General features: G+C 68.8%; 15 protein-coding genes and 1 pseudogene. 11 read left to right on the plus strand and 5 right to left on the minus strand.

Going from position 1 to position 20,408, the window contains the following annotated elements:
• The first annotated feature begins 78 nt into the window (after positions 1-78).
• Positions 79-1,248 (plus strand): helix-turn-helix domain-containing protein, encoded by a 1,170-nt coding sequence (locus APZ15_RS36390; protein ID WP_226153341.1) that lies wholly within the window; start codon positions 79-81, stop codon positions 1,246-1,248.
• Positions 1,249-1,505: 257 nt separating this feature from the next.
• Here the strand turns inward: APZ15_RS36390 and iaaH are convergent, their stop codons facing one another.
• The 4 genes from iaaH to APZ15_RS36410 form a co-directional block, all read right to left on the minus strand.
• Positions 1,506-2,963: an indoleacetamide hydrolase gene (gene iaaH / locus APZ15_RS36395; protein WP_049096627.1), complete on the minus strand. Its 1,458-nt coding sequence runs from the start codon at positions 2,961-2,963 to the stop codon at positions 1,506-1,508.
• A 101-nt stretch (positions 2,964-3,064) separates the two neighbouring features.
• Positions 3,065-3,778 (minus strand): helix-turn-helix transcriptional regulator, encoded by a 714-nt coding sequence (locus tag APZ15_RS36400; protein WP_027792552.1) that lies wholly within the window; start codon positions 3,776-3,778, stop codon positions 3,065-3,067.
• A complete protein-coding gene (locus APZ15_RS36405; protein WP_136470644.1) occupies positions 3,775-4,209 on the minus strand; it encodes a hypothetical protein in 435 nt (144 codons plus the stop codon). Before APZ15_RS36405 ends, APZ15_RS36400 begins: the two co-directional genes overlap by 4 nt.
• Positions 4,210-4,428: 219 nt before the next feature.
• Positions 4,429-5,637, minus strand: a complete 1,209-nt coding sequence (locus tag APZ15_RS36410) for a sugar transporter (protein ID WP_027792550.1) — start codon at positions 5,635-5,637, stop codon at positions 4,429-4,431.
• Positions 5,638-5,853: 216 nt separating this feature from the next.
• Between APZ15_RS36410 and APZ15_RS36415 the strand changes: the two genes are divergently transcribed.
• The 3 genes from APZ15_RS36415 (at position 5,854) to APZ15_RS36420 (ending at position 8,806) form a co-directional block, all read left to right on the plus strand.
• Positions 5,854-6,528, plus strand: coding sequence for an HAD family hydrolase (locus tag APZ15_RS36415; RefSeq protein WP_027792549.1), 675 nt, complete (start codon positions 5,854-5,856; stop codon positions 6,526-6,528).
• A 587-nt stretch (positions 6,529-7,115) separates the two neighbouring features.
• Entirely contained in the window at positions 7,116-8,399 is a 1,284-nt protein-coding gene (locus APZ15_RS40420) for a DUF6402 family protein (protein ID WP_080981939.1), read from the plus strand.
• Positions 8,400-8,401: 2 nt separating this feature from the next.
• Complete coding sequence (locus APZ15_RS36420) at positions 8,402-8,806, plus strand: hypothetical protein (protein ID WP_080981938.1); 405 nt, start codon at positions 8,402-8,404, stop codon at positions 8,804-8,806.
• Positions 8,807-8,984: 178 nt separating this feature from the next.
• Here the strand turns inward: APZ15_RS36420 and APZ15_RS36425 are convergent, their stop codons facing one another.
• On the minus strand, positions 8,985-9,227 hold the full coding sequence (locus APZ15_RS36425; protein ID WP_027792548.1) for a DUF6566 family protein: 243 nt from the start codon (positions 9,225-9,227) through the stop codon (positions 8,985-8,987).
• Between the two features lie 197 nt (positions 9,228-9,424).
• Between APZ15_RS36425 and APZ15_RS36430 the strand changes: the two genes are divergently transcribed.
• The 7 genes and pseudogenes from APZ15_RS36430 (at position 9,425) to glgB (ending at position 20,376) form a co-directional block, all read left to right on the plus strand.
• Complete coding sequence (locus tag APZ15_RS36430; RefSeq protein ID WP_027792547.1) at positions 9,425-10,120, plus strand: MgtC/SapB family protein; 696 nt, start codon at positions 9,425-9,427, stop codon at positions 10,118-10,120.
• On the plus strand, positions 10,117-10,455 hold the full coding sequence (locus APZ15_RS36435; protein WP_027792546.1) for a hypothetical protein: 339 nt from the start codon (positions 10,117-10,119) through the stop codon (positions 10,453-10,455). The genes APZ15_RS36430 and APZ15_RS36435 overlap by 4 nt, the downstream gene beginning before the upstream one ends.
• Before the next feature lie 45 nt (positions 10,456-10,500).
• Positions 10,501-10,698: pseudogene (locus APZ15_RS40425) on the plus strand (endonuclease/exonuclease/phosphatase family protein); the annotation flags it as partial.
• Positions 10,699-10,726: 28 nt separating this feature from the next.
• Complete coding sequence (locus APZ15_RS36440) at positions 10,727-11,215, plus strand: phage protein NinX family protein (RefSeq protein ID WP_027792545.1); 489 nt, start codon at positions 10,727-10,729, stop codon at positions 11,213-11,215.
• A gap of 154 nt (positions 11,216-11,369) precedes the next feature.
• Positions 11,370-14,759, plus strand: a complete 3,390-nt coding sequence (locus tag APZ15_RS36445) for a maltotransferase domain-containing protein (protein WP_049096625.1) — start codon at positions 11,370-11,372, stop codon at positions 14,757-14,759.
• Complete coding sequence (gene treS / locus APZ15_RS36450) at positions 14,759-18,172, plus strand: maltose alpha-D-glucosyltransferase (protein ID WP_027792544.1); 3,414 nt, start codon at positions 14,759-14,761, stop codon at positions 18,170-18,172. Before APZ15_RS36445 ends, treS begins: the two co-directional genes overlap by 1 nt.
• Complete coding sequence (gene glgB / locus APZ15_RS36455; protein WP_027792543.1) at positions 18,169-20,376, plus strand: 1,4-alpha-glucan branching protein GlgB; 2,208 nt, start codon at positions 18,169-18,171, stop codon at positions 20,374-20,376. The genes treS and glgB overlap by 4 nt, the downstream gene beginning before the upstream one ends.
• Positions 20,377-20,408 lie beyond the last annotated feature (32 nt).

The following is a 20,408-nucleotide window of genomic DNA, read 5'->3' on the forward strand; positions in this document are numbered from 1 at the left end:
GCCGGGCTATATTACGCATTCGCGCGACACGCGGACCGGCACGTCCGGCCCGAACCTTCGACCCAACTGGAGCGCAGCGTGAATACAGCCCCCGAATCCCCTGCACGGCCGGTCGACCTCGACCGGCTCCGCGCCCGCTTCGCCGCGGGCGAACCGCTGCCGGAAACGGCGTTGCCGGCCGGCGTCGCGCGCTCGTGGCTGCGTTCGCGCGACGCCGGGCTCCGGCCGTGGCAAACCGCCCGCTACGAAATGCAGCGCGAACTCGACGAATCGCGCGCGGACCGCCGGCTGACCCGCTGCGTCGCGCAGGAAATCGAGCAGCTGTGGGCCGCTTTCGGCGGCAGCGAGTGGACGATCTTCTGCGTCAATCCGCGCGGCACGATCGTCCACGCGCGGCGCAGCCCGCATTGCGACGACACGCTGCTGACGCCGATCGTCGCCGGGCGCCGGATCGTCGAGCCGAACATCGGCACGACCGCGCCGAGCTGCGTGATTCACGACGGCACCGAGGCGGTCGTCGCGGGCGCCCAGCACTATCTCGACGAATTCTCGCGCGTGTTCTGTCTCGCGGTGCCGCTGGTCGGTTTCGACGGGGAAGTGATCGGCGCGCTGGACATCACCGGCGTCGGCCGGCGCAACGTCGTGCAGTTGCGCGAGCAGTTCCGGCATGCGGCGCTGTCCGCCGAGCAGCGGCTGTATGCGATGCTGCGCGACTGCCATCTGCTGCAGGTGCAGTACGATCCGCGCTGGCTCGGCACGCCGCTCGCGGGCGTCGTCGCACTCGACGCGGCGGGCCGCGTGCGCGCGGCGAGCCGGCTCGCGCGGCAGATGCTCGAGCTCGCGCCTGCCGGGCCGATCGAACCACACGATCTCCGGCAACTCTTTCCCGGCGCGACGCCCGCGCAGCAGCGTCGTTTGCTGACACCGGCGCATACGCCGCAGCGGATCGCGCGCGACGACGGCAGCCACGTCTGGGTGCGGGCCGTGCGCGCACCGCTCGACCGGGCGACGATGCGGCGGCAATCCGATGCGCTGGACGACGCCGCCGACGTGTGCGGCACCGCACCGGCCGCCAGCCCGCAGGCGAGCCTGCACGAGCAGTCGCTCGACGCGATCCGCCGTGCGGTCGACGAGCACGATGGCAACGTGTCGGCCGCCGCGCGGCAACTGGGCATCTCGCGCACCACGCTGTACGCGAAGCTCAGGCAGCTCGATGCAGCGGGAATCACGAACGCCGGCGCGCATTGATACTGCGTGCGGCGATGGCGCCTGCGCCCCCGCCCGCCTCTCGTGCGGCCGCAACGTGAACCACACGATCCCGACCGTGCCGCCCCCACCGCCCAAGGTGCCGATCCACGGCCGTTCGGCGTCAGCGGAATCCGCCGGTCGTGCATGCCGGCCGGTTTCGCGGCGAGCGCCGCCGGCTTCGGCGATTCAGCCGCCGCCACGTCCACGTCCACGTCCACGTCCACGGCGCGGCAACATGGCAGCGCGGCGGCATGGCGTCAGCCCGGATACCCCCCCAACCGGCCCTCGACCCCGAACCCGTCGTCCGGCGCCGGCAGTCGCCCGAGCACCCGCTCGACCTCCAGCGCGACCGCGATGAGTTCGCGATCGGTGCCGGCCGCGCCGTCGAGTGCGAGGCCGACCGGCAGCCCGTCCGCCGTCAGGCCGGCCGGGACGGTCATGCCCGGCACGCCGGCATTGCTGCCCGGCTCGGTATTGCGGATGTAGGTCGAGAACACCGAAGCGGTTTCGCCGTTGAGCATCATCGTGTCGCCCGCCGGGATCGGGCACGCGGTGGCGATCGTCGTCGGAAAGACCAGCGCGTCGGCGCCGCTGTCGGCGAGGCACTGCCGATACGCGGCACGCGAACGCGTCCGCCGGTCGAGCGCGGTGCGGTAGGCCGCTTCGCCGATCCCGTCGGGGCCGGTGACATGGCGGGCGATCTTCGCGACGTCCGGGCTCCCGACGTTCGCGACGATGTCGTCGACCGACAGCTCGTAGCCGTTCTCGACCAGGTACGCGTGCATCGACGAACGGAATTCGTACATCGCGATGACGGCCGGCTCGTCGTCGAAGAACCCCGGATAGTCGTTCAGGTCGAGGTCGACACATTCGAATCCCGCCTGCTCCAGCTTCGCCACCGCGGCATTCGCGACCGCGTCGACGTCCGGCGCGAGGCCGCGCCAGAACGTCGTGCGCGGGACGGCCAGGCGCACGGGGCGCGACGCGCTGCGCGCCGGCATCGACGTCGGCGCACCGGAACCGGACAGGATCGCGTCGAGCAGCGCGATGTCCTCGACCGACCGCGCGATCGGGCCGACGGTGTCGCGCGTGCGCGAAATCGGCGCCACGCCGCCCGACGGGTAACGCCCCACGGTCGGCCGCAGGCCGACGGCGCCGCACAACGCGGCCGGAATCCGGACCGAGCCGCCGGTGTCCGTTCCGAGCGCGGCGGGCACCACGCCCGCGCCGACCAGCGCGCCCGAGCCGCTGCTGCTACCGCCCGGAATCCGGTTGAAATCGTACGGGTTGCGTACCGCGCCCGTGACGCGGTTGTTGCCCGACACGCCGAATGCCAGCTCGTGCAGGTTGGCCTTGCCCGCGATCAGCGCCCCGTGCGCGAGCAGCCGCGCCACGACCGGCGCGTGCTGCGGCGGCACGCGGTTGTGCAGCGCCAGCGTGCCGTTGCCGGTCGGCAGGCAGGCGGTGTCGATGTTGTCCTTGATCGCGATCGGCAGGCCCAGCAGCGCGTGCGGGGTGGCCGACGTCGCGAGGTCGCGGTCGCAGCGGGCCGCTTCGGCGAGCAGCCGCGCCTCGTCGACGCACGTGAAACCGTTCAGGTAGCGCCAGCGTGCGTGCCGCTCGATCAGCGCGTACGCGTACTCGACACAGGAGAACGCCCGGCGCAGGATCGCGTTCCGGGCTTCGGTGAGCGTCAGGGTTTCCAGGGTGGCCATCGTCGTCGTTCCTCGTCACGGGGGATCGCTACAAGGTAGGGTGTGCCGATTTTGACGGCCATCATCACAATGGATGACCCCGGCCGACGGCGTGCCGCCGGTCACGCCAGCGCGGCGGCCAGGCTCGCGCGGTTGGCGACGCCCTTCTTCGCCATCACGCGCCGCAGATGCGTGCGGACCGTCGACAGCCCGATGCCGAGCGTGCGTGCGACGTCCTTGTCGGTATAACCGGCGGCGACGAGCCGCGCGACGTCGCTCTCGCGTTCGGTCAGCCCGGTACACGCATGACGCCGCCTCAGCAGCGCACGCCGGAAAAACGGCTCGATGCCGTCCAGCAGCAGCTTGTCGCGCTCGGTGAAATCCGGCCGCCCTTGCACGCGCCAGATGCGCAGGTCGCCGACGTGTGTCGCACCGTCGAGCGCATAGACGTTGATGCCGTGATGCATGCCTTCGCGGCGCAGGAAATCGTTGTAGAACTCGGTTCGTTCCAGCTCGCGCCGGCTCACCACCTCGTCGACGCAGGTCGCGACGCGGCGCGCGCGCAGTTGCGACGTGACCGGGTCGATATGCTGGAACCACGCTTCGTACCGTGCGATCTGCAGCGGATCGACGTTGTACGCGAACCCGTTGCGCCACAGGCCGGTGTGTTCGTCGCAATCGAACGACGCGGCGAAATCCGCGCGGATCAGCTGCGTGATCTCGGGCAGCACGACCGTCCGCACGTCGACGACCGGCCCCAGTTCTTCCAGGCGGGCGACGATGTCGCCGAACAGCCGGAGTTCCTCCGGCGTGATGTCGGAGACGGACAGGTTCATGACGCCGCCGCGACCGACGCCTGCCATAACGCGGCCACGCCGGCGTAATCCCTGACCTTGAACGCCGAACCGTCGCGGACGTGAACCCAGCCGAGCGTGCGCTCGGCGAGCGGCTTGTCGTGGTCGTCCGTCGCGATCTTGACGATCGCATGCGCGCGGACATGCACGAGACCGTCCGGATAGTCGGACGACGGGTTTGCCAGCGTCACCGTCACGAACGGGCCGAGCTCCTGAAGGAGCCGGGCGGCCGGCGGCTGGTCGGCCATCAGCAATGCACCTCCCTTCACGCGGTCGTCCACGCGGATGGCCATCCCGCCCGGCCGCCGCTGCGCGGCGGTCGGCAGCGACATCCACAGCACGTGGCCGGGGTTCAGATAGACCTCGTCGGGGTCGCCCATCGCGTCGCGGGTTTCAATCCGGGCTATCGGCATGCAGGGTCTCCAGTCGAATATCGGGCACCGCGTGCGGGTGCGGCGGCACCATGATGCCGCAATTTGCCGGCGTTCCGCGTGTCTTGCGACGAAGGGCGCGGCCCCCCGTGGCAGGGCAACCGCGCCACGCGCACGCGACTTGCCGCCTTGCCTGCGCGCCGTCGGTTCGCCCATCCCTGTTCGTGCGGGAAGCAAATGCCCCGGGCCGGGCCGCCGTCGTTACCCGCCGGTGGCCGCTGTCGGCTCCGCGTCCGCCCGTTTCGCGTGAAGTCGCAACGCGAGCCACGCGATCCCGACCGCGACCGCGCCGACCACGCCGCCGAAGGTGCCGACCCACGGCAGCCCGAAGTCGCCGGCGATATGGTTGCCGATCAGCGCGCCCGCGCCGATGCCGACGTTGTACAGCCCCGAGAAGATCGACACCGCGAGGTCGGTTCCCTCCGGCGCCAGCTTCAGCACCCACGCCTGCATGGCCAGGCCGAAACAGACGATCGCCCCGCCCCACACCAGCGTATGCACGGACAGCGTGACGATGTTCAGCGCGCACGGGAACAGGATCAGCAGGCATCCCGCGAGCGCGACGATCGACCCGAGCAGGAAGTCGTCGGGACGGTGCGGATAGATGCGGTTGAAGCAGATCGCCGCCGGTATGCCGGCGATGCCGAACAGGATCAGCACATACGTGATCCGGCTGCTGCTCGCGTGGTTGACGCTCTGGACGAAGGGCTCGATGTACGTGTACGACGTGAAGTGCGCGGACACGACGAGCACGGTGATCGCGTACAGCGCCACCAGCGCGGGCCTGCGCAGGAACACGCCGACGCTGCCGAGCGACCCCGCGCCCTGGCTCGGCGATACCGGCAACGTGGCGCGCAGCAGCAGCAACGCGACGGCCGCCGCGCCGGCGATGATCAGGAACGTGACCCGCCAGCCGAAGGTCTCGCCCACCACGCGCCCGAGCGGAATGCCGGCCACCATCGCGATCGCCGTGCCCATCGCCAGCAGGCTGAGCGCACGGCTTTTCCGGTCACTCGGCGCGAGGCGCACGGCCAGCGGCACGGAAATCGACCAGAACACCGCGTGCGCGCACGCGATGCCCAGCCGGCCGACCATCAGCACCGCGAAATTCCACGCGACGCCGGTCACGACATGGCTGCCGATGAACACCAGCAACGCCACCGACAGCAGCTTGCGGCGCTCGACATGGCGCGTGGCCAGCGTCAGCGGCAGGGACACGACGGCCACCGCCCACGCATAGATCGTCAGCATCAGGCCGACGTCGGTCGCCTGCATGTGCAGGCTGTCGCCGATCGCGCTGAGCAGCGCGACGGGCACGAATTCGGTGGTATTGAAAATGAAGGCGGTGAGGGCCAGGGCCAGTACGCCCCACCACGAGTGCCTGGAACTGACTGCGTCCGGTGTTGCCATACGTGGATTCGACGAGACGAGGGTTGGGGGCGCGCGGCGCGGAGAACCCGGCCCGGCGATCGCCGCGATTGTACCAGCGGCGCCTGACGCGGCGCGGCGCGGGGTGGCCGCGGGACATGGTCATGACATGGCCTTGCGCCGATAATGTGCGGCACGCTTTCACGACCCGTTCGCTCGACCTTTGTCCGCTCGCCCCCGGCGAGCCAGGAGATTCACATGCGCATTGAAACGTCATTTCTGTTCGATCTCGACGGCACGCTCGTCGACAGCGTCTATCAGCACGTGCTCGCGTGGAAGGAGGCGCTCGATGCCGAAGGCATCGAACTGTCGGTGTGGCGCATCCACCGCAAGATCGGCATGAGCGGCGGCCTGTTCCTGAATCAGCTGCTGCGGGAGACGTCGGGCAACCTCGACGCCGAGCGCGTCGAGCGCCTTGCCCGCCTGCATGCGGCCGCGTACCAGCGGCTGCGCGCGCAGGTCCGGCCGCTGCCCGGCGCGCGCGAATTGCTCGCCGCGCTGTCGGCGGCGGGCATCCGCTGGGCGATCGCGACCAGCGGACGGATGGAAACGGCCGCCATCAATCTCGAGGCGCTCGGCGTCGATCCGGCGAAGCACGTCGTGGTCACGCGCGACCAGGTCAAGTACGCGAAGCCCGACCCCGACCTGTTCCTGACGGCCGCCGCGCAACTGAACGTGCCGATCGAACACACGGTCGTGGTCGGCGACAGCATCTGGGACATGCTCGCCGCGAGCCGCTGCCGCTCGCTCGGCGTCGGGCTGCTGTCGGGCGGTTACGGCAGCAACGAGCTGGAACGCGCGGGCGCGCTGCGCGTGTACGACGATCCGGCCGATCTGCTGTGGCATCTCGACGAGATCGCGGCGCGGCCGTAGGCGTCGGCCGGCCTGTCGGCGCTGACAACGGGGCTACACGACGGGCGGTGCAGCAATTGCGCACAATTGTCCGGCATTCACGTCGGGCTTCGCGGTAGGCACAAAGAGCGTGATGCGTACAACGTCAGGATCAACGCTCACTGCGAGCGACGCCTGCGCGTTTTTGCCAACAAATAATGACCACACGCGAATATCTGTGAAACCGTGAATTTCACGCATGCGAGAAACATAATTAGCGATTCGCGAGTAGACGCGATTATTTAATTCGCCGATCTATTACAAGATCACTTCCCCTGACATCAGTGGCCGCGATTCCGCATCCCGGTAGACTAGACGAGTTTCGATGAACGAATAGGCGTTGCCGACACGCTGACAGGAGCCGCCTGCATCTATCAGCAAGTCAAAGCGGAAACGCTGAGGCAGCAGGAATGCGCTGCCGTTCGTCTCCTGCGAGGGCTGTCCGTTTCTTTACGCCGGTCTAGTACGCAGGATGATGTGACAGTTGTTTTCATTTTTTTCCGCTCGATTTTTTGGGGTATGGATTAATTCTTTCCCCGTCTATTTCAAAGATCACTATCAGAAGCCCTATGCCGGACGCAAAGAAAGTGCCGCATTATGAAATCAAGACATCATCGATCCCATTCTCATTGCCGAAGTGGAAGGAATACGCTGGCGTCAGCGGGTGTGTTCCCTTGAATACACCGCACGGGGTTTGCATGGACAAGCTTGCTCCGGGTGAACCCAAGCCCCTCAAGCCTCCCGAGTCCAAACCAGCAAAACCCGAGGCGCTGAAAGCGCCTGATCCAGCAACGACGCCTCCACCCACGCAAGCATCGCCTCGCAAGTCGTCCGAGCCAGCCGACGCCGAAGATTGCGAGCATCCCCCTCCCTTCGACCTGCTGGATGTTCCTGAGGCGATGAAACGAATGAAGTGGCCTGTTGCGGCCAGGCTCGCCAGACGATGGTTCAGTGGCCCCAAGCACGTTTGGGACAACAGCTTCAAAACGGACCAGCCGTTTGACAATGCCACCGTCACCCTTGACTGGGCCCTCAAGTTTGGGAAAGTCAAAAAGCGGTATGACGAGCTTATCTCGAAAAATATCTACAATGAAAATGCCAGAGCAAGGTTGAGAGATATGCTGCGGCATGTGGTGAAAGAAAAATTCGCATCTTCGGTAGCTTTCGATTTTCAGACGGTCGGTGACAAAGATAATCTCGTCGAATTTTGCAGAAAATGGCAATTTCAGCTCGTTAACGTGTCCAGCTTCGACACGACAGGAGGTCTCCCGTATGCACCGACAGATTTGACGGCTGCTCTGGCGAACTTCAACATCTATGCCGCCATTGGGCGTGCGGAGTTTTCCGGAGACAGATATTACAAATACGATAATCATGAAAAAACCAAATCCTACTGCATCGACTTGACCGCATCCATAACACATATCTATGCGTACATAAAAGATAGCTATTCCTTCAATGACGAGAAGTCGCCATCAAGTAGCCAGTACCTGGGACACTGGAATAAGAATGCCATGGTTATTACGAACGGAGGAAGAATCAGGGAGCTTCTGTATCGAGGCGGCGTCAATTCGAATCTTGGCAACTCCATCGAGGTTGAGTCGAAAATCAAATGGAAGTATCTGATCGATGATTTCCTGGATAAACCGATCGACACGCGAAAAGGTCTAGTCAAGAAATTCAGGTCGTGTGATGTGTACTATCCTGTTTTCAACAAAACCTACAACGACTGGCGAATCAAGCATAATCGCGGAGAGGATTTTGTGACATATTCCGAATTACGATATCTTAAATTGACAAATCCCATTAAATTAAGCCTGGGTGAAATATGCAGGTCACCAGAAAAAATTTAATCGTGATCGCGCTCGTTTTGGCGCTGGCGATTCTGTCTCTTACATTGCGGAAATCATACGAGGGTTGCGAAAGCTATACTCGGGCTCTTAACGGAGGAACGAAAGAGTTCGGTGGCGAGAAATACAAAATCGAGCTATGTGGGGCACGTCGCTCGTTTGGCGACGGCGACGAAATTCGGCTCCAAGTGATAGGGCCGGCAGGGGATGTGCTGGCGGAGCGGTATTTCGCGGTGCGCACGATTAACGATGCGGCCCCTCGGGAACTAGAGTACGGCGACGACAATATTTTCTACTACGACCAATCGAAGTCGTCTCCGTTGCGCTTCGTCGCCATGCCGCCTTCCAGGATGGACGGGTGGACGGCGCGAATACCTTTGCTGCAACGACTGATCGCGTCATTTTCATGACGAGCAGCATGCGATCGTCAGGACTCGCGTCGATCCAGCAGCGCTGCAAGGACGACCGCACGTCTCGATCGGGGTCGTAGCGGTAAACATAAAGGGCGCGCGCGGATCGCTCACCGGTTCCTTCCACGCGGGCCGCGCATGCAACGATGAACACCCGTCACCGCAACCGCCAAGCCGGTCAGTCGTCATCCACGCGCTTGTCGATCAGGTACCGACCCCGCTCGACGCCCGCGCGCAGCGCGTCGACCTCGGTCAGCCATTCGGGGCCGGCCGGCTCCGGCACGATCAGTTCGATGCGCGCGCCGCCGACATACACCTGCACCTCGTCGCGCCACGCGCCGCGTTCGTCGCGCCGGGCCCAGACGAGGATTTCGTGACCGCGATACGGGTCGCGAACCTGTGCGTCCTGTTGATGTTGCATGGTGGCCTCCTGTCCTTATCTGCGATTCCGATGCAAAAAATGCGCGCCGCGTGACCACCGCGCGCGCGGCGAACCTTGTGCGCACGCGCCGTGCCCGGCCGGCACGCGGCTTGCGTCCCGTCCCGTTACGTATCGACCGGTATCGACAGTCTTGACCGCTCCGGGCCGCCTCGCGCGGGCCGCAAGGATTTCCCATCATGATCGGCCACCTCGAACTTCTCGGACGCCTGCTGCTGGCCGCGCTGCTCGGCAGCGTGATAGGGCTCGAACGCGAACGCCTGAACTGGGCCGCCGGGCTGCGCACGCACATGCTCGTGTGCGTGGGCTCCGCGCTCGTGATGCTGGTGTCGACGTTCGGCTTCGAAGACGTGCGCGGGCAAAACGGCGTCGTGCTCGACCCGTCGCGGGTCGCCGCGCAGGTGGTGTCGGGCATCGGCTTTCTCGGCGCGGGCTCGATCCTGCTGCGCGGCGAAGTCGTGCGCGGGCTGACGACCGCCGCGAGCCTGTGGGCGGTGGCCGGTGTCGGCCTTGCCGCGGGCGGCGGCATGGTGGTTGCGTCGGTCGGCGCGACGGCGATCGTGCTCGCGATCCTCGCGGGCGTGAAGCCGCTCGAGCGCCGCTTCATCGCGCAGCGCCAGCAACGCACGCTGCAGCTCGTGGTCGAGCGCGGCGGCCTGACGCTCGGCACGCTGCACGAAGCGCTCGGCCCCGGCCGGGTGCGCGTGAAGCGGTTCATCGTCCAGCAGTCGGACGACGATCCCGACACCGACGACATTTCGGTTTCGTTCTCGCGCACCAGCGGACCGGAATTCGCCGCCATCTGCGAAACGCTGCAAAGCATCGCCTGCGTACGGACCTGTCAACCCGATACCGCGTCAAGGAGCTTCGCGTGACCCGCGCCGACCTGCTCTCCCATCTCGTGTCGTGCCAGCTGGCCGCGCGCATGCGGTCCGGCGCATGGCTCTCGACCCGCCAGCTCGTGGACGCGCTGCGCGCATGGCTCGCCTGCCATCGCGCCGAATGCGGATGGCTCGAGCGAATCAAGATCGCGGACGCCTCGACGACGATCGCGCAAGGCATCTACGCCATCGCGGTCGCGCACGGCGATCCGGCCGGCGGCGAACGCGTGCGGCTCGATGCGGATTCGCCCGAACTGCAGGCGCTGCGCGCACGCTGCGACGCGCTGCTGCAGCATATCGACGGCGACCGGGACGTCGACGCGCGATGATCGTGCGGGATCACGCGACACTCGCCACGCGCCGACGCGCCGACGCGACGGCCGACAGCGCCCCGCACGTTCCCGACCGTGTGCCCGGTGTTCTCGCTGGCCCCGACCCGGGCCCGTCCGGGCGAGCGGCCGGCCGACGTGGCCGTGCGTCGCAGCGTGCGCGCGCGGCATGCGTCCGACCACTATCCGCCGGTCGCGCGAATGCGCGTGAAGCCCGCGGCGGGCACGTCGCTTGCGCGGTGAGCCGGTTTCGACCGGACGGAGCCCACCCATGCGAACCGACGCCCTCGACGGACAGGCACTCGACTACTGGTGCGCCCGCGCACTGTGCGTGGACGACGAAGACACGCTGCGCTTCACCGCCGTCACGCCGACCGTCGTCGTGACGGCCGCCTGCGACGCGTTCCGGCACCTCGGTGCCCCGTTCACGCCGTCGACATCGTGGGCCGACGCCGGCACGGTACTCGACCGCGTCGACGATCTGCGGATCACCCGCCACGGCGACGACGTCGAATGCGACGCCACCTTCGCCGACGGCCCGTCGACCTGCGGCGCGCACGCCCGCGATGCACGCGTGGCGCTGCTGCGCGCGTTCGTCCGCGCGCGCTTCGGCGACGAGATCGACCCGCCGCCGCCGTTCGCGCACCGGATCGAACACGGCGCCGTGGTGCGCTACGACCCCGGCGTGCCGCTGCCCGACGCGGACGACGATCGCGGCACGGGCGACAGCACGGACATCCGCTCGATACCGCGCATGTAAGTGCATGCATGTACCCGGCGTTCATGTAAAAACGACAGTCCCGGCACCGGCCGGCTTCCCGCACGCGCCTTGCCCGGCGGGACACCGCCCGGCGGGCACGCGGGTTGCGGCACATCGGCGCTATCGACTGCCGCCACCCGCCCCGCGCCACGCCATGGACTCCACGCCGACCTTCGCCCCGCATATCTATTTCTGCGACGCCCGCCTCGTCGGGCCGCTCGACGCATGGCCGCAGACATTCGCGCACATCGCGGGCATGGGCTTCGATCACGTGCTGGTCGGCGGCTTCTGGGCCGCGAGCGTCGCCGGCTTTCCGCGCCACGTGGCCGATTTCCTGCGTCCGGCCCAATCGTTCGCGACGCGTGCAAGCGCACTCGAAACCTTCTCGCGGCTCGCCCAGCTCGCGCACGGCCACGGGCTGCGCCTGCTGCTCGAAGCCGTGCCGGATCGCATCGCGCGCGACAACCCGCTGCGCGCCGAGCATCCGGACTGGTACGTCGAGCGCACGCACGACGACGCGCTGATCGACCCGCGCGGCACCGCGCACGCGCTGGACGTCGCCCACGCGAACCTCGACAGCGACGCGGTACGCGACCGGCTTTCCGCGTGGTGGTGCGCGCACCTCCGCGCATTCGCCGATGCGGGTGCCGCCGGCTTCCTGGTCGACGCGCCGCATCATCTGCCGGCCGACTGGTGGCCCGGCTGGCGCGCGGCGCTGCGCCGGGCGCGCCCGGACGTCGCGGTGCTCGCGGGCGTGCCCGGCCATGCGCGGGACGCGCTCGCGCAGCTCGAAGGCACCGGGTTCGACGCGGTGTTTTCATCGGTACGCTGGTGGGACCTGCGCGCGCCGTGGTTCGTCGACGAACACCGGCTGCTGCGGCGCATCGGCTCGCCGATCGCGTTTCCCGACGCGTTCGACGGCGCGCGCCTCGCCGACGACTGGCCCGACGCGCCGGACGATACCGTCGCCCGCGCCTATCGCCGCGCGCTGTGGACGGCCGCGGCCGTCGGCACCGGCTGGCTCGTGCCGATGGGCTTCGAACGCGGCGTCACGGTGCCGCTGATGGCGCGCGACGCCGATGCAGCGCGCTACCGCGCCGCGTTCGAGCGCGCGCGCTTCGACCTGTCCGGCGCGATCGCCGATGCGAACGCGTGGCGCCGCGCCACGCCCGTCGCGGCCGCGCGCGGCGAGATCGTGCAGCTGAGCGCGCCCGGCGCGGCGGCGACCGCGCTGCTGCGCGGCATCGGGCCGTCGCTCGAACACGACGAAGCCGCGCTGCTGATCGCCCTGAATCCCGATCTCGACGCGACGGCAACGGTCGACCCCGCGACGATCCTGCCCGGCGTGCCGGGCGGCTTCACGCGGGTCGTCACGCACGACGGTGCGCAAGCCAATCCGCCCGCCGCGCTCGAACCGTTCACGCTCGAACCCGGCGCATACGCGCTGCTGCATGCGTGGCCGGCCCCGCCCGCCACGACACGCGCCGACGCCGCGCGCGAGCGCGGCGCGCTGTCCGCCGCGCTCGCGGCCGACCGGATCGCGATCGAGCACGTCGAGCCGTCGGTCGACGGCGGCCGCTTCGCGGTCAAGCGCGTGATCGGCGAGACGCTCGTCGTCCATGCATCGATCTTCACCGACGGGCACGCGCATCTCGCGGCCGCGCTGCAGTGGCGCGCCGCCGGCGACGACGACTGGCGCGAAATCCCGTTCGAAGCCGAACCGAACGACGGCTGGCACGCACGCGTCACGCTCGACCGGCTCGGCCGCCATGAGTTTCGCGTGATCGCGTGGCGAGACGACTGGGCGTCGCTCGTCGACGATGTCGCGAAGAAAGACGCGGCCGGCCAGGACGTAACGCTCGAACTGCGCGAAGCGCAGCTGCTGCTCGCGACCGCGCTCAGGCTCGCCGATCCGCTCGACGCGCGCGCGCTCGCGCGGATGGAACAGCTGGCCGCCGGGTTCAAGGATGCGCCGGCCGGCGCGCGGCTCGCGCAACTCGGCGCGGCGCCGCTCGCCGATGCGTTCGCGGCGCTGCGCTACCGCCCGTTCGTCACGCACACGACACCCTTCCCGGTCGACGTCGAGCGCCGCGCAGCGCGCTTCTCGAGCTGGTACGAGATGTTTCCGCGCTCGGCGAGCGACGATCCGGACCGGCACGGCACGTTCGACGACGTGATCGCGCACCTGCCGCGCATCCGCGACATGGGTTTCGACGTGCTGTATTTCCCGCCGATCCACCCGATCGGCACGACCGCGCGCAAGGGCCGCAACAACAGCCTGACGGCCGGCCCCGACGACGTCGGCAGCCCGTATGCGATCGGCTCGCCGGACGGCGGCCACACGGCCGTGCATCCGCAGCTCGGCACGCTCGAATCGTTCCGCGCGCTGGTCGACGCCGCGCGCGGTCACGGGCTCGAGATCGCGCTCGATTTCGCGATCCAGTGCTCGCCCGACCATCCGTGGCTCGCCGCGCATCCGGGCTGGTTCGCGTGGCGGCCCGACGGCTCGCTGCGCTTCGCGGAGAATCCGCCGAAGCGCTACCAGGACATCGTGAACCCCGATTTCTACGCGCCCGATGCGTTGCCCGACCTGTGGCTCGCGCTGCGCGACGCGATCCTGTTCTGGGTCGACGCGGGCGTGCGGATCTTCCGCGTCGACAACCCGCACACGAAGCCGCTGCCGTTCTGGGCGTGGATGATCGACGACGTGCGCGGCCGGCATCCGGACGTCGTGTTCCTGTCCGAGGCGTTCACGCGGCCGGGAATGATGTATCGCCTCGCGAAAGTCGGCTTCTCGCAGTCGTACACGTACTTCACGTGGCGCGAGTCGAAGCGCGAATTCATCGACTACCTGACCGAGCTGACGGCCGGCCCCGCGCGCGAGTTCTTCCGCCCGAACTTCTTCGTCAACACGCCCGACATCAACCCGCGCCACCTGCAGAACGCGCCGCGCACGCAGTTCGTGATCCGCGCGGCGCTCGCGGCGACGCTGGCCGGGTCGTGGGGCATGTACTCGGGCTTCGAGCTCGGCGAATCGGCGCCGCTGCCGGACAGCGAGGAATACGCGAACGCGGAGAAGTACGAGCTGCGCGCGCGCGACTGGCGCCGCGCCGCGCACATCGGCGCCGAGATCGCGCGGCTGAACCGCGCGCGGCGCGCTCACCCGGCACTGCAGACGCATCTCGGCATCACGTTCGCCGACGCGGACAACGACGCGGTGCTCGTGTTCGTCAAGGCGACGCCGGCGTTCGACAGCGTGGTCGCCGTCGCGATCAGCACCGACCCGTGGCATCCGCAGGTCGCGAACTTCACGCTCGACGCATCGCTGTGGCGCGGTTTCGGGCTCGTCGACGGCGAACCGCTCGACGCGCTCGAACAGGACGCCACGCACGCGGAAACCTGGCGCGGGCATCGCCAGTACGTCTCGCTCGATCCGCACGTGCGGCCGTATGCGATCTGGCGGCTCACGCCGTCTCCAGGCGCCGCGCGGGCGGCGGCGCGCGAACCGGGCGACGCCCGGCCCATTTCGGGAGCCCATGGATGATGAAACGCGAAGATTCCCTCGACGACGTACGTCGCGCACAGTTCCCGTCGCTCGAGCCGGCCGGCACGCCGCGCCGGCGCCGCGCGCGCCGCCGCGCACCGGCACTCTGCGCGGACGATCCGCTGTGGTACAAGGACGCGATCATCTACCAGGTGCACGTGAAGTCGTTCTATGACTCGAACAACGACGGCATCGGCGATTTCCCCGGCCTGATCGCGAAGCTCGACTACATCGCCGAACTCGGCGTCGACACGATCTGGCTGCTGCCGTTCTACCCGTCGCCGCGCCGCGACGACGGCTACGACATCGCCGACTACCGCGACGTGCATCCCGACTACGGCACGCTCGCCGACGTGCGGCGCTTCATCCGCGAAGCCCATGCGCGCGGCATCCGCGTGATCACCGAGCTGGTGATCAACCACACGTCGGACCAGCATCCGTGGTTTCAGCGCGCACGCCGCGCGAAACCGGGCTCGAACCACCGCGACTACTACGTGTGGTCCGACACCGACACGAAATACGCGGGCACGCGGATCATCTTCCTCGATACGGAAACGTCGAACTGGACCCACGACCCGCTCGCGGGCCAGTACTACTGGCACCGCTTCTATTCGCACCAGCCCGACCTGAACTTCGACAACCCGGCCGTCGTGCGCGAGGTGCTGCAGGTGATGCGCTTCTGGCTCGACCTCGGCATCGACGGGCTGCGGCTCGACGCGGTGCCGTATCTGGTCGAGCGCGAAGGCACGAACAACGAGAACCTCCCCGAGACGCACGCGATCCTGAAGCAGATCCGCGCGACGATCGACGCCGAGTACCCGAACCGGATGCTGCTCGCCGAAGCGAACCAGTGGCCGGAGGACGTGCAGGAGTATTTCGGCGACGAGAACGAATGCCACATGGCGTTCCACTTCCCGCTGATGCCGCGCATCTACATGTCGATCGCGAGCGAGGACCGCTTCCCGATCGTCGACATCATGCGGCAGACGCCGGCGCTCGCGCCGAGCAACCAGTGGGCCGTGTTCCTGCGCAACCACGACGAGCTGACGCTCGAGATGGTCACCGACTCCGAGCGCGACCTGCTGTGGCAGACCTACGCGAGCGACCGGCGCGCGCGGCTGAACCTCGGCATCCGGCGCCGGCTCGCGCCGCTGATGGAACGCGACCGGCGCCGCATCGAGCTGATCAACTCGCTGCTGCTGTCGATGCCCGGCACGCCGGTGATCTATTACGGCGACGAGCTCGGGATGGGCGACAACATCCATCTCGGCGACCGCGACGGCGTGCGCACGCCGATGCAGTGGTCGTCGGACCGCAACGGCGGCTTCTCGCGCGCCGACCCTGAACTGCTCGTCTTGCCGCCGGTGATGGGCTCGCTGTACGGCTATGACGCGGTCAACGTCGAGGCGCAGACGCGCGACCCGCATTCGCTGCTGAACTGGACGCGCCGCATCCTGTCGACCCGCCGCGCGTCGCAGGCGTTCGGGCGTGGCACGATCCGCTTCCTGCGCCCGGAGAACCGCAAGGTGCTCGCGTACCTGCGCGAGCTGGACGGCCACGATCCGGTGCTGTGCGTCGCGAACCTGTCGCGCGCGTCGCAGGCCGTCGAACTCGACCTGTCCGGGTTCGCGGGCCGCGTACCGATCGAGATGACGTCGGATTCCCCGTTTCCGCCGATCGGCCAGCTCCCGTATCTCCTCACCTTCCCGCCGTACGGCTTCCTGTGGTTCGTGCTCGCCGAACATGGCCGCGAGCCGTCGTGGCGGCAGCCGCACGCGGAAGCGCTGCCCGAATACGTGACGCTCGTGATGCGGCGCGGCGAGGCGCGGCCGAACCTCGAGCAGCTGCACACGCTCGCGCACGATGCGCTGCCGTCGTGGCTCGCGCGGCGGCGCTGGTTCGCGTCGAAGGATCGCACGATCGGCGAAGCCAGGCTGAACGTCGTCACGCCGGTGCCGGGCGAGCCGTTCGAGTATGCGGAGGCCTGGGTCGAAGCGGGCGCGCAGCGCGACGTCGAACGCTACGTCGTGCCGCTCGCGGCCGCATGGGGCGGCGAGACCTCGCAGCCGCTGTTCACGCAGCTCGCGCTCGCGCGCGTGCGGCGCGGCCACACGATCGGCTACCTGACCGACGCGTTCGCGCTGCCGGCGTTCGCACGCGGGATGCTGCGCAAGCTGCGCGACGGCGCCGTGGTGCCGACCTCCGACGGCGGCCGCCTCGCGTTCATGCCGGAAGACGCGCTCGCCGCGCTCGACCCCGGCGACGACGCCGAAGTGCGCTGGCTCGCGGCCGAGCAGAGCAACAGCTCGCTCGTGATCGGCGACGCGATCGTGCTGAAGCTGGTGCGCAAGGTCGCGCACGGCGTGCATCCGGAAGCGGAAATGAGCCGCTACCTGACGCGGATCGGCTACCCGAACACCGCGACGCTCGCCGGCGAAGTCGTGCACGTCGACCCGGACGGCACGCCGCACACGGTCGCGATCCTGCAGCGCTACGCGGACAACCAGGGCGACGCGTGGACGCGCTCGTTCGACTTCCTGCGCCGCGCGGTGGACGAACTCGCGCTGCCGGCCGCGGACAACGACGAAACCGACGAAGCGGACGAGGAACCCGAAGCGCTGCTCGGCTACGCGGCGTTCGCCGGCATCATCGGCACGCGGCTCGGCCAGCTGCACGTCGCGCTCGCGCAGCCGTCCGACGACCCCGCGTTCGCGCCGGAGCGGGCGACGCCCGGCCATGTCGACGGCTGGTGCGCGGACGCGATCGCGTCGTTCGAGCAGGCGCTCGACGTGCTGCACACGCGGCTCGAGGCGCTCGATCCCGCGATGCGCGCGGCGGCCGACACGCTGCTCGCGTCGCGCGACGCGGCCGTGCGGGCCCTCGGCGCACTCGTGCCGCGCACGCTCGACGCACAATGCATGCGGATTCACGGCGACTTCCATCTGGGGCAGGTGCTCGACGTGCAGGGCGACGCGCTGCTGATCGACTTCGAAGGCGAGCCGGCGCGCCCGCTCGAGCGCCGCCGCGCGAAGTCGCATCCGCTGCGCGACGTGGCGGGCCTGCTACGCTCGCTGTCGTATGTGAGCGCGACCGCGCAGTTCGCGATCGAGAAGGCGCCGCCGCAGGCGGCCGGCCGCAAGCGTGCGCTGTTCGACCGCTTCGGGCAGGCCGCCGCCGACCGTTTCGTCGACTGCTATCGCGCGGCCGCCGACCTCGCGCCCGCACGCTTCGTCGATCCGCGCTACGCCGACCGCCTGCTCGCGCTGTTCCTGATCGACAAGGCGTCGTACGAGCTGTGCTACGAAGCGGCGAACCGCCCCGACTGGCTGAGCGTGCCGGTCGGCGGGCTCGCGGCGCTGGTCGAACGGCTGCTCGACGACGGCGGCGCATCCGACGACGGAGGCACCCGATGACCGATACGCTGTTCGAACGGTCCGACATCGACGCGCTGCTCGCCGGACGTCATCCCGATCCGTTCGCGTGCCTCGGCCCGCACGGGCAGACCGGCCGCACCGTCGTGCGCGCGCTGCTGCCCGGCGCGACCGGCGTGCACGTGCTGTCGCCCGACGGCGACGAACTCGGCACGCTCGACTGCGTCGATCGCGCCGGCTGCTTCGCGGGAACGATCGCGCGCAACGGCGGCGCCCCGCACTACCTGCTCGCGGTCGACTGGCCGGACGCGCGGCAGGTGATCGACGATGCGTACGCGTTCGGCACGCTGCTCGACGACGCGACGCTCGCGCGCCTGTCGGCCGGCGATCCGGCCGCGGTGCTCGACTGCCTCGGCGCGACGCCGCTGCGCATCGACGACACCGACGGCGTGCGCTTCGCGGTCTGGGCGCCGAACGCGCAGCGCGTGTCGGTGGTCGGCGATTTCAACGCATGGGACGGCCGCCGCCATCCGATGCGGCTGCGGCAGCCGTCGGGCGTGTGGGAGCTGTTCGTGCCGGGCATCGGCGCGGGCGAGTGCTACAAGTACGAGCTGCGCGCGGCCGACGGGCGCGTGCTGCCGCACAAGGCCGACCCCTGTGCGCGCGCGACCGAGGCGCCGCCGCGCACGGCGTCGGTGGTCGCCGACGTCGCCGCGCTCGACGCGTTCGCGTGGCACGACGACGGCTGGATGCACGCGCGGCCGCGTGCCGACCGCTACCGCGTGCCGTGGTCGATCTACGAGGTGCACCCGGAATCGTGGCAACGCGTGCCCGACGAGATGAACCGCAGCGCGACGTGGGACGAACTCGCCGAGCGGCTGATTCCATACGCGCGGGGCATGGGCTTCACGCATATCGAGTTCATGCCGATCGCCGAATACCCGTTCGGCGGGTCGTGGGGCTACCAGCCGCTCGCGCAGTTCGCGCCGTCCGCGCGCTTCGGGCCGGTCGACGGCTTCGCGCGCTTCGTCGACCGCGCGCATGCGGCCGGCATCGGCGTGCTCGTCGACTGGGTTCCCGCGCATTTCCCCGACGATCCGCATGGCCTGGCGCAGTTCGACGGCACGGCGCTGTACGAGCACGCCGACCCGCGCGAAGGCTTGCACCCCGACTGGCACACCTGCGTGTTCAACGTCGGGCGTACGGAGGTCGGCGCGTTCCTCGCCGCGTCGGCGCTCGCGTGGGCGCGCCGGTATCACGTCGACGGCATCCGCGTCGACGCCGTCGCGTCGATGCTGTACCGCGACTATTCGCGCAAGGAAGGCGAATGGGTGCCGAACGTGCACGGCGGCCGCGAGAACCTCGAATCGGTCGCGTTCCTGCGCATGCTGAACGACACGCTGCACGGTGCGGCCGCGCCGGCCGGCGTCGTCACCGTCGCGGAGGAATCGACCGCGTGGCCGGGCGTCACCGCGCCGACCGGCGACGGCGGGCTCGGCTTCGACTTCAAGTGGAACATGGGGTGGATGCACGACACGCTCGCGTACCTGCGCGAAGACCCGGTGCACCGCCGCTATCACCACGACCGGATGACGTTCGGGCTCGTCTACGCGTTCTCCGAGCGCTTCGTGCTGCCGCTGTCGCACGACGAGGTCGTGCACGGCAAGGGCTCGCTCGTCGCGAAGATGCCGGGCGACGCGTGGCAGCGGCTCGCGACGCTGCGCGCGTACTTCGGCTTCATGTGGGCCCACCCCGGCAAGAAACTGCTGTTCATGGGCAGCGAATTCGCGCAATGGGCCGAGTTCGCGCACGACGCGACGCCGCACTGGGACCTGCTCGACGCGCCCGCGCATCGCGGCGTGCAGCGGCTCGTGCGCGACCTGAACCGCACGTACGCGGCGGAACCGGCGCTGCATGCGCTCGACTGTCACGCGGCCGGCTTCTCCTGGCTGATCGGCGACGACCGCGACAACAGCGTGTTCGCGTTCGCGCGCCGCGACGACGCCGGGCACCTCGTGGTCGCCGTCTGCAACTTCACGCCGGTGCCGCGCGCGGCCTACCGCATCGGCCTGCCCGCCCCCGGGCAGTGGCGCGAACTGCTGAACACCGATGCCGCCCCGTACGGCGGCACCAACGCCGGCAACGACGGCGCCGTGTGGGCCGAGGCCGTGCCCGCGCACGGCGAGGCGTGGTCGGCACTGCTGCGCCTTCCGCCGCTCGCGACACTGTGGCTGACCCCCGCCTGATTGCCCGCGCCCTCGACACGGAGATCCGCCCC

The sequence above is a fragment of the Burkholderia cepacia ATCC 25416 genome, assembly GCF_001411495.1.
GTDB classification, from domain to species: domain Bacteria; phylum Pseudomonadota; class Gammaproteobacteria; order Burkholderiales; family Burkholderiaceae; genus Burkholderia; species Burkholderia cepacia.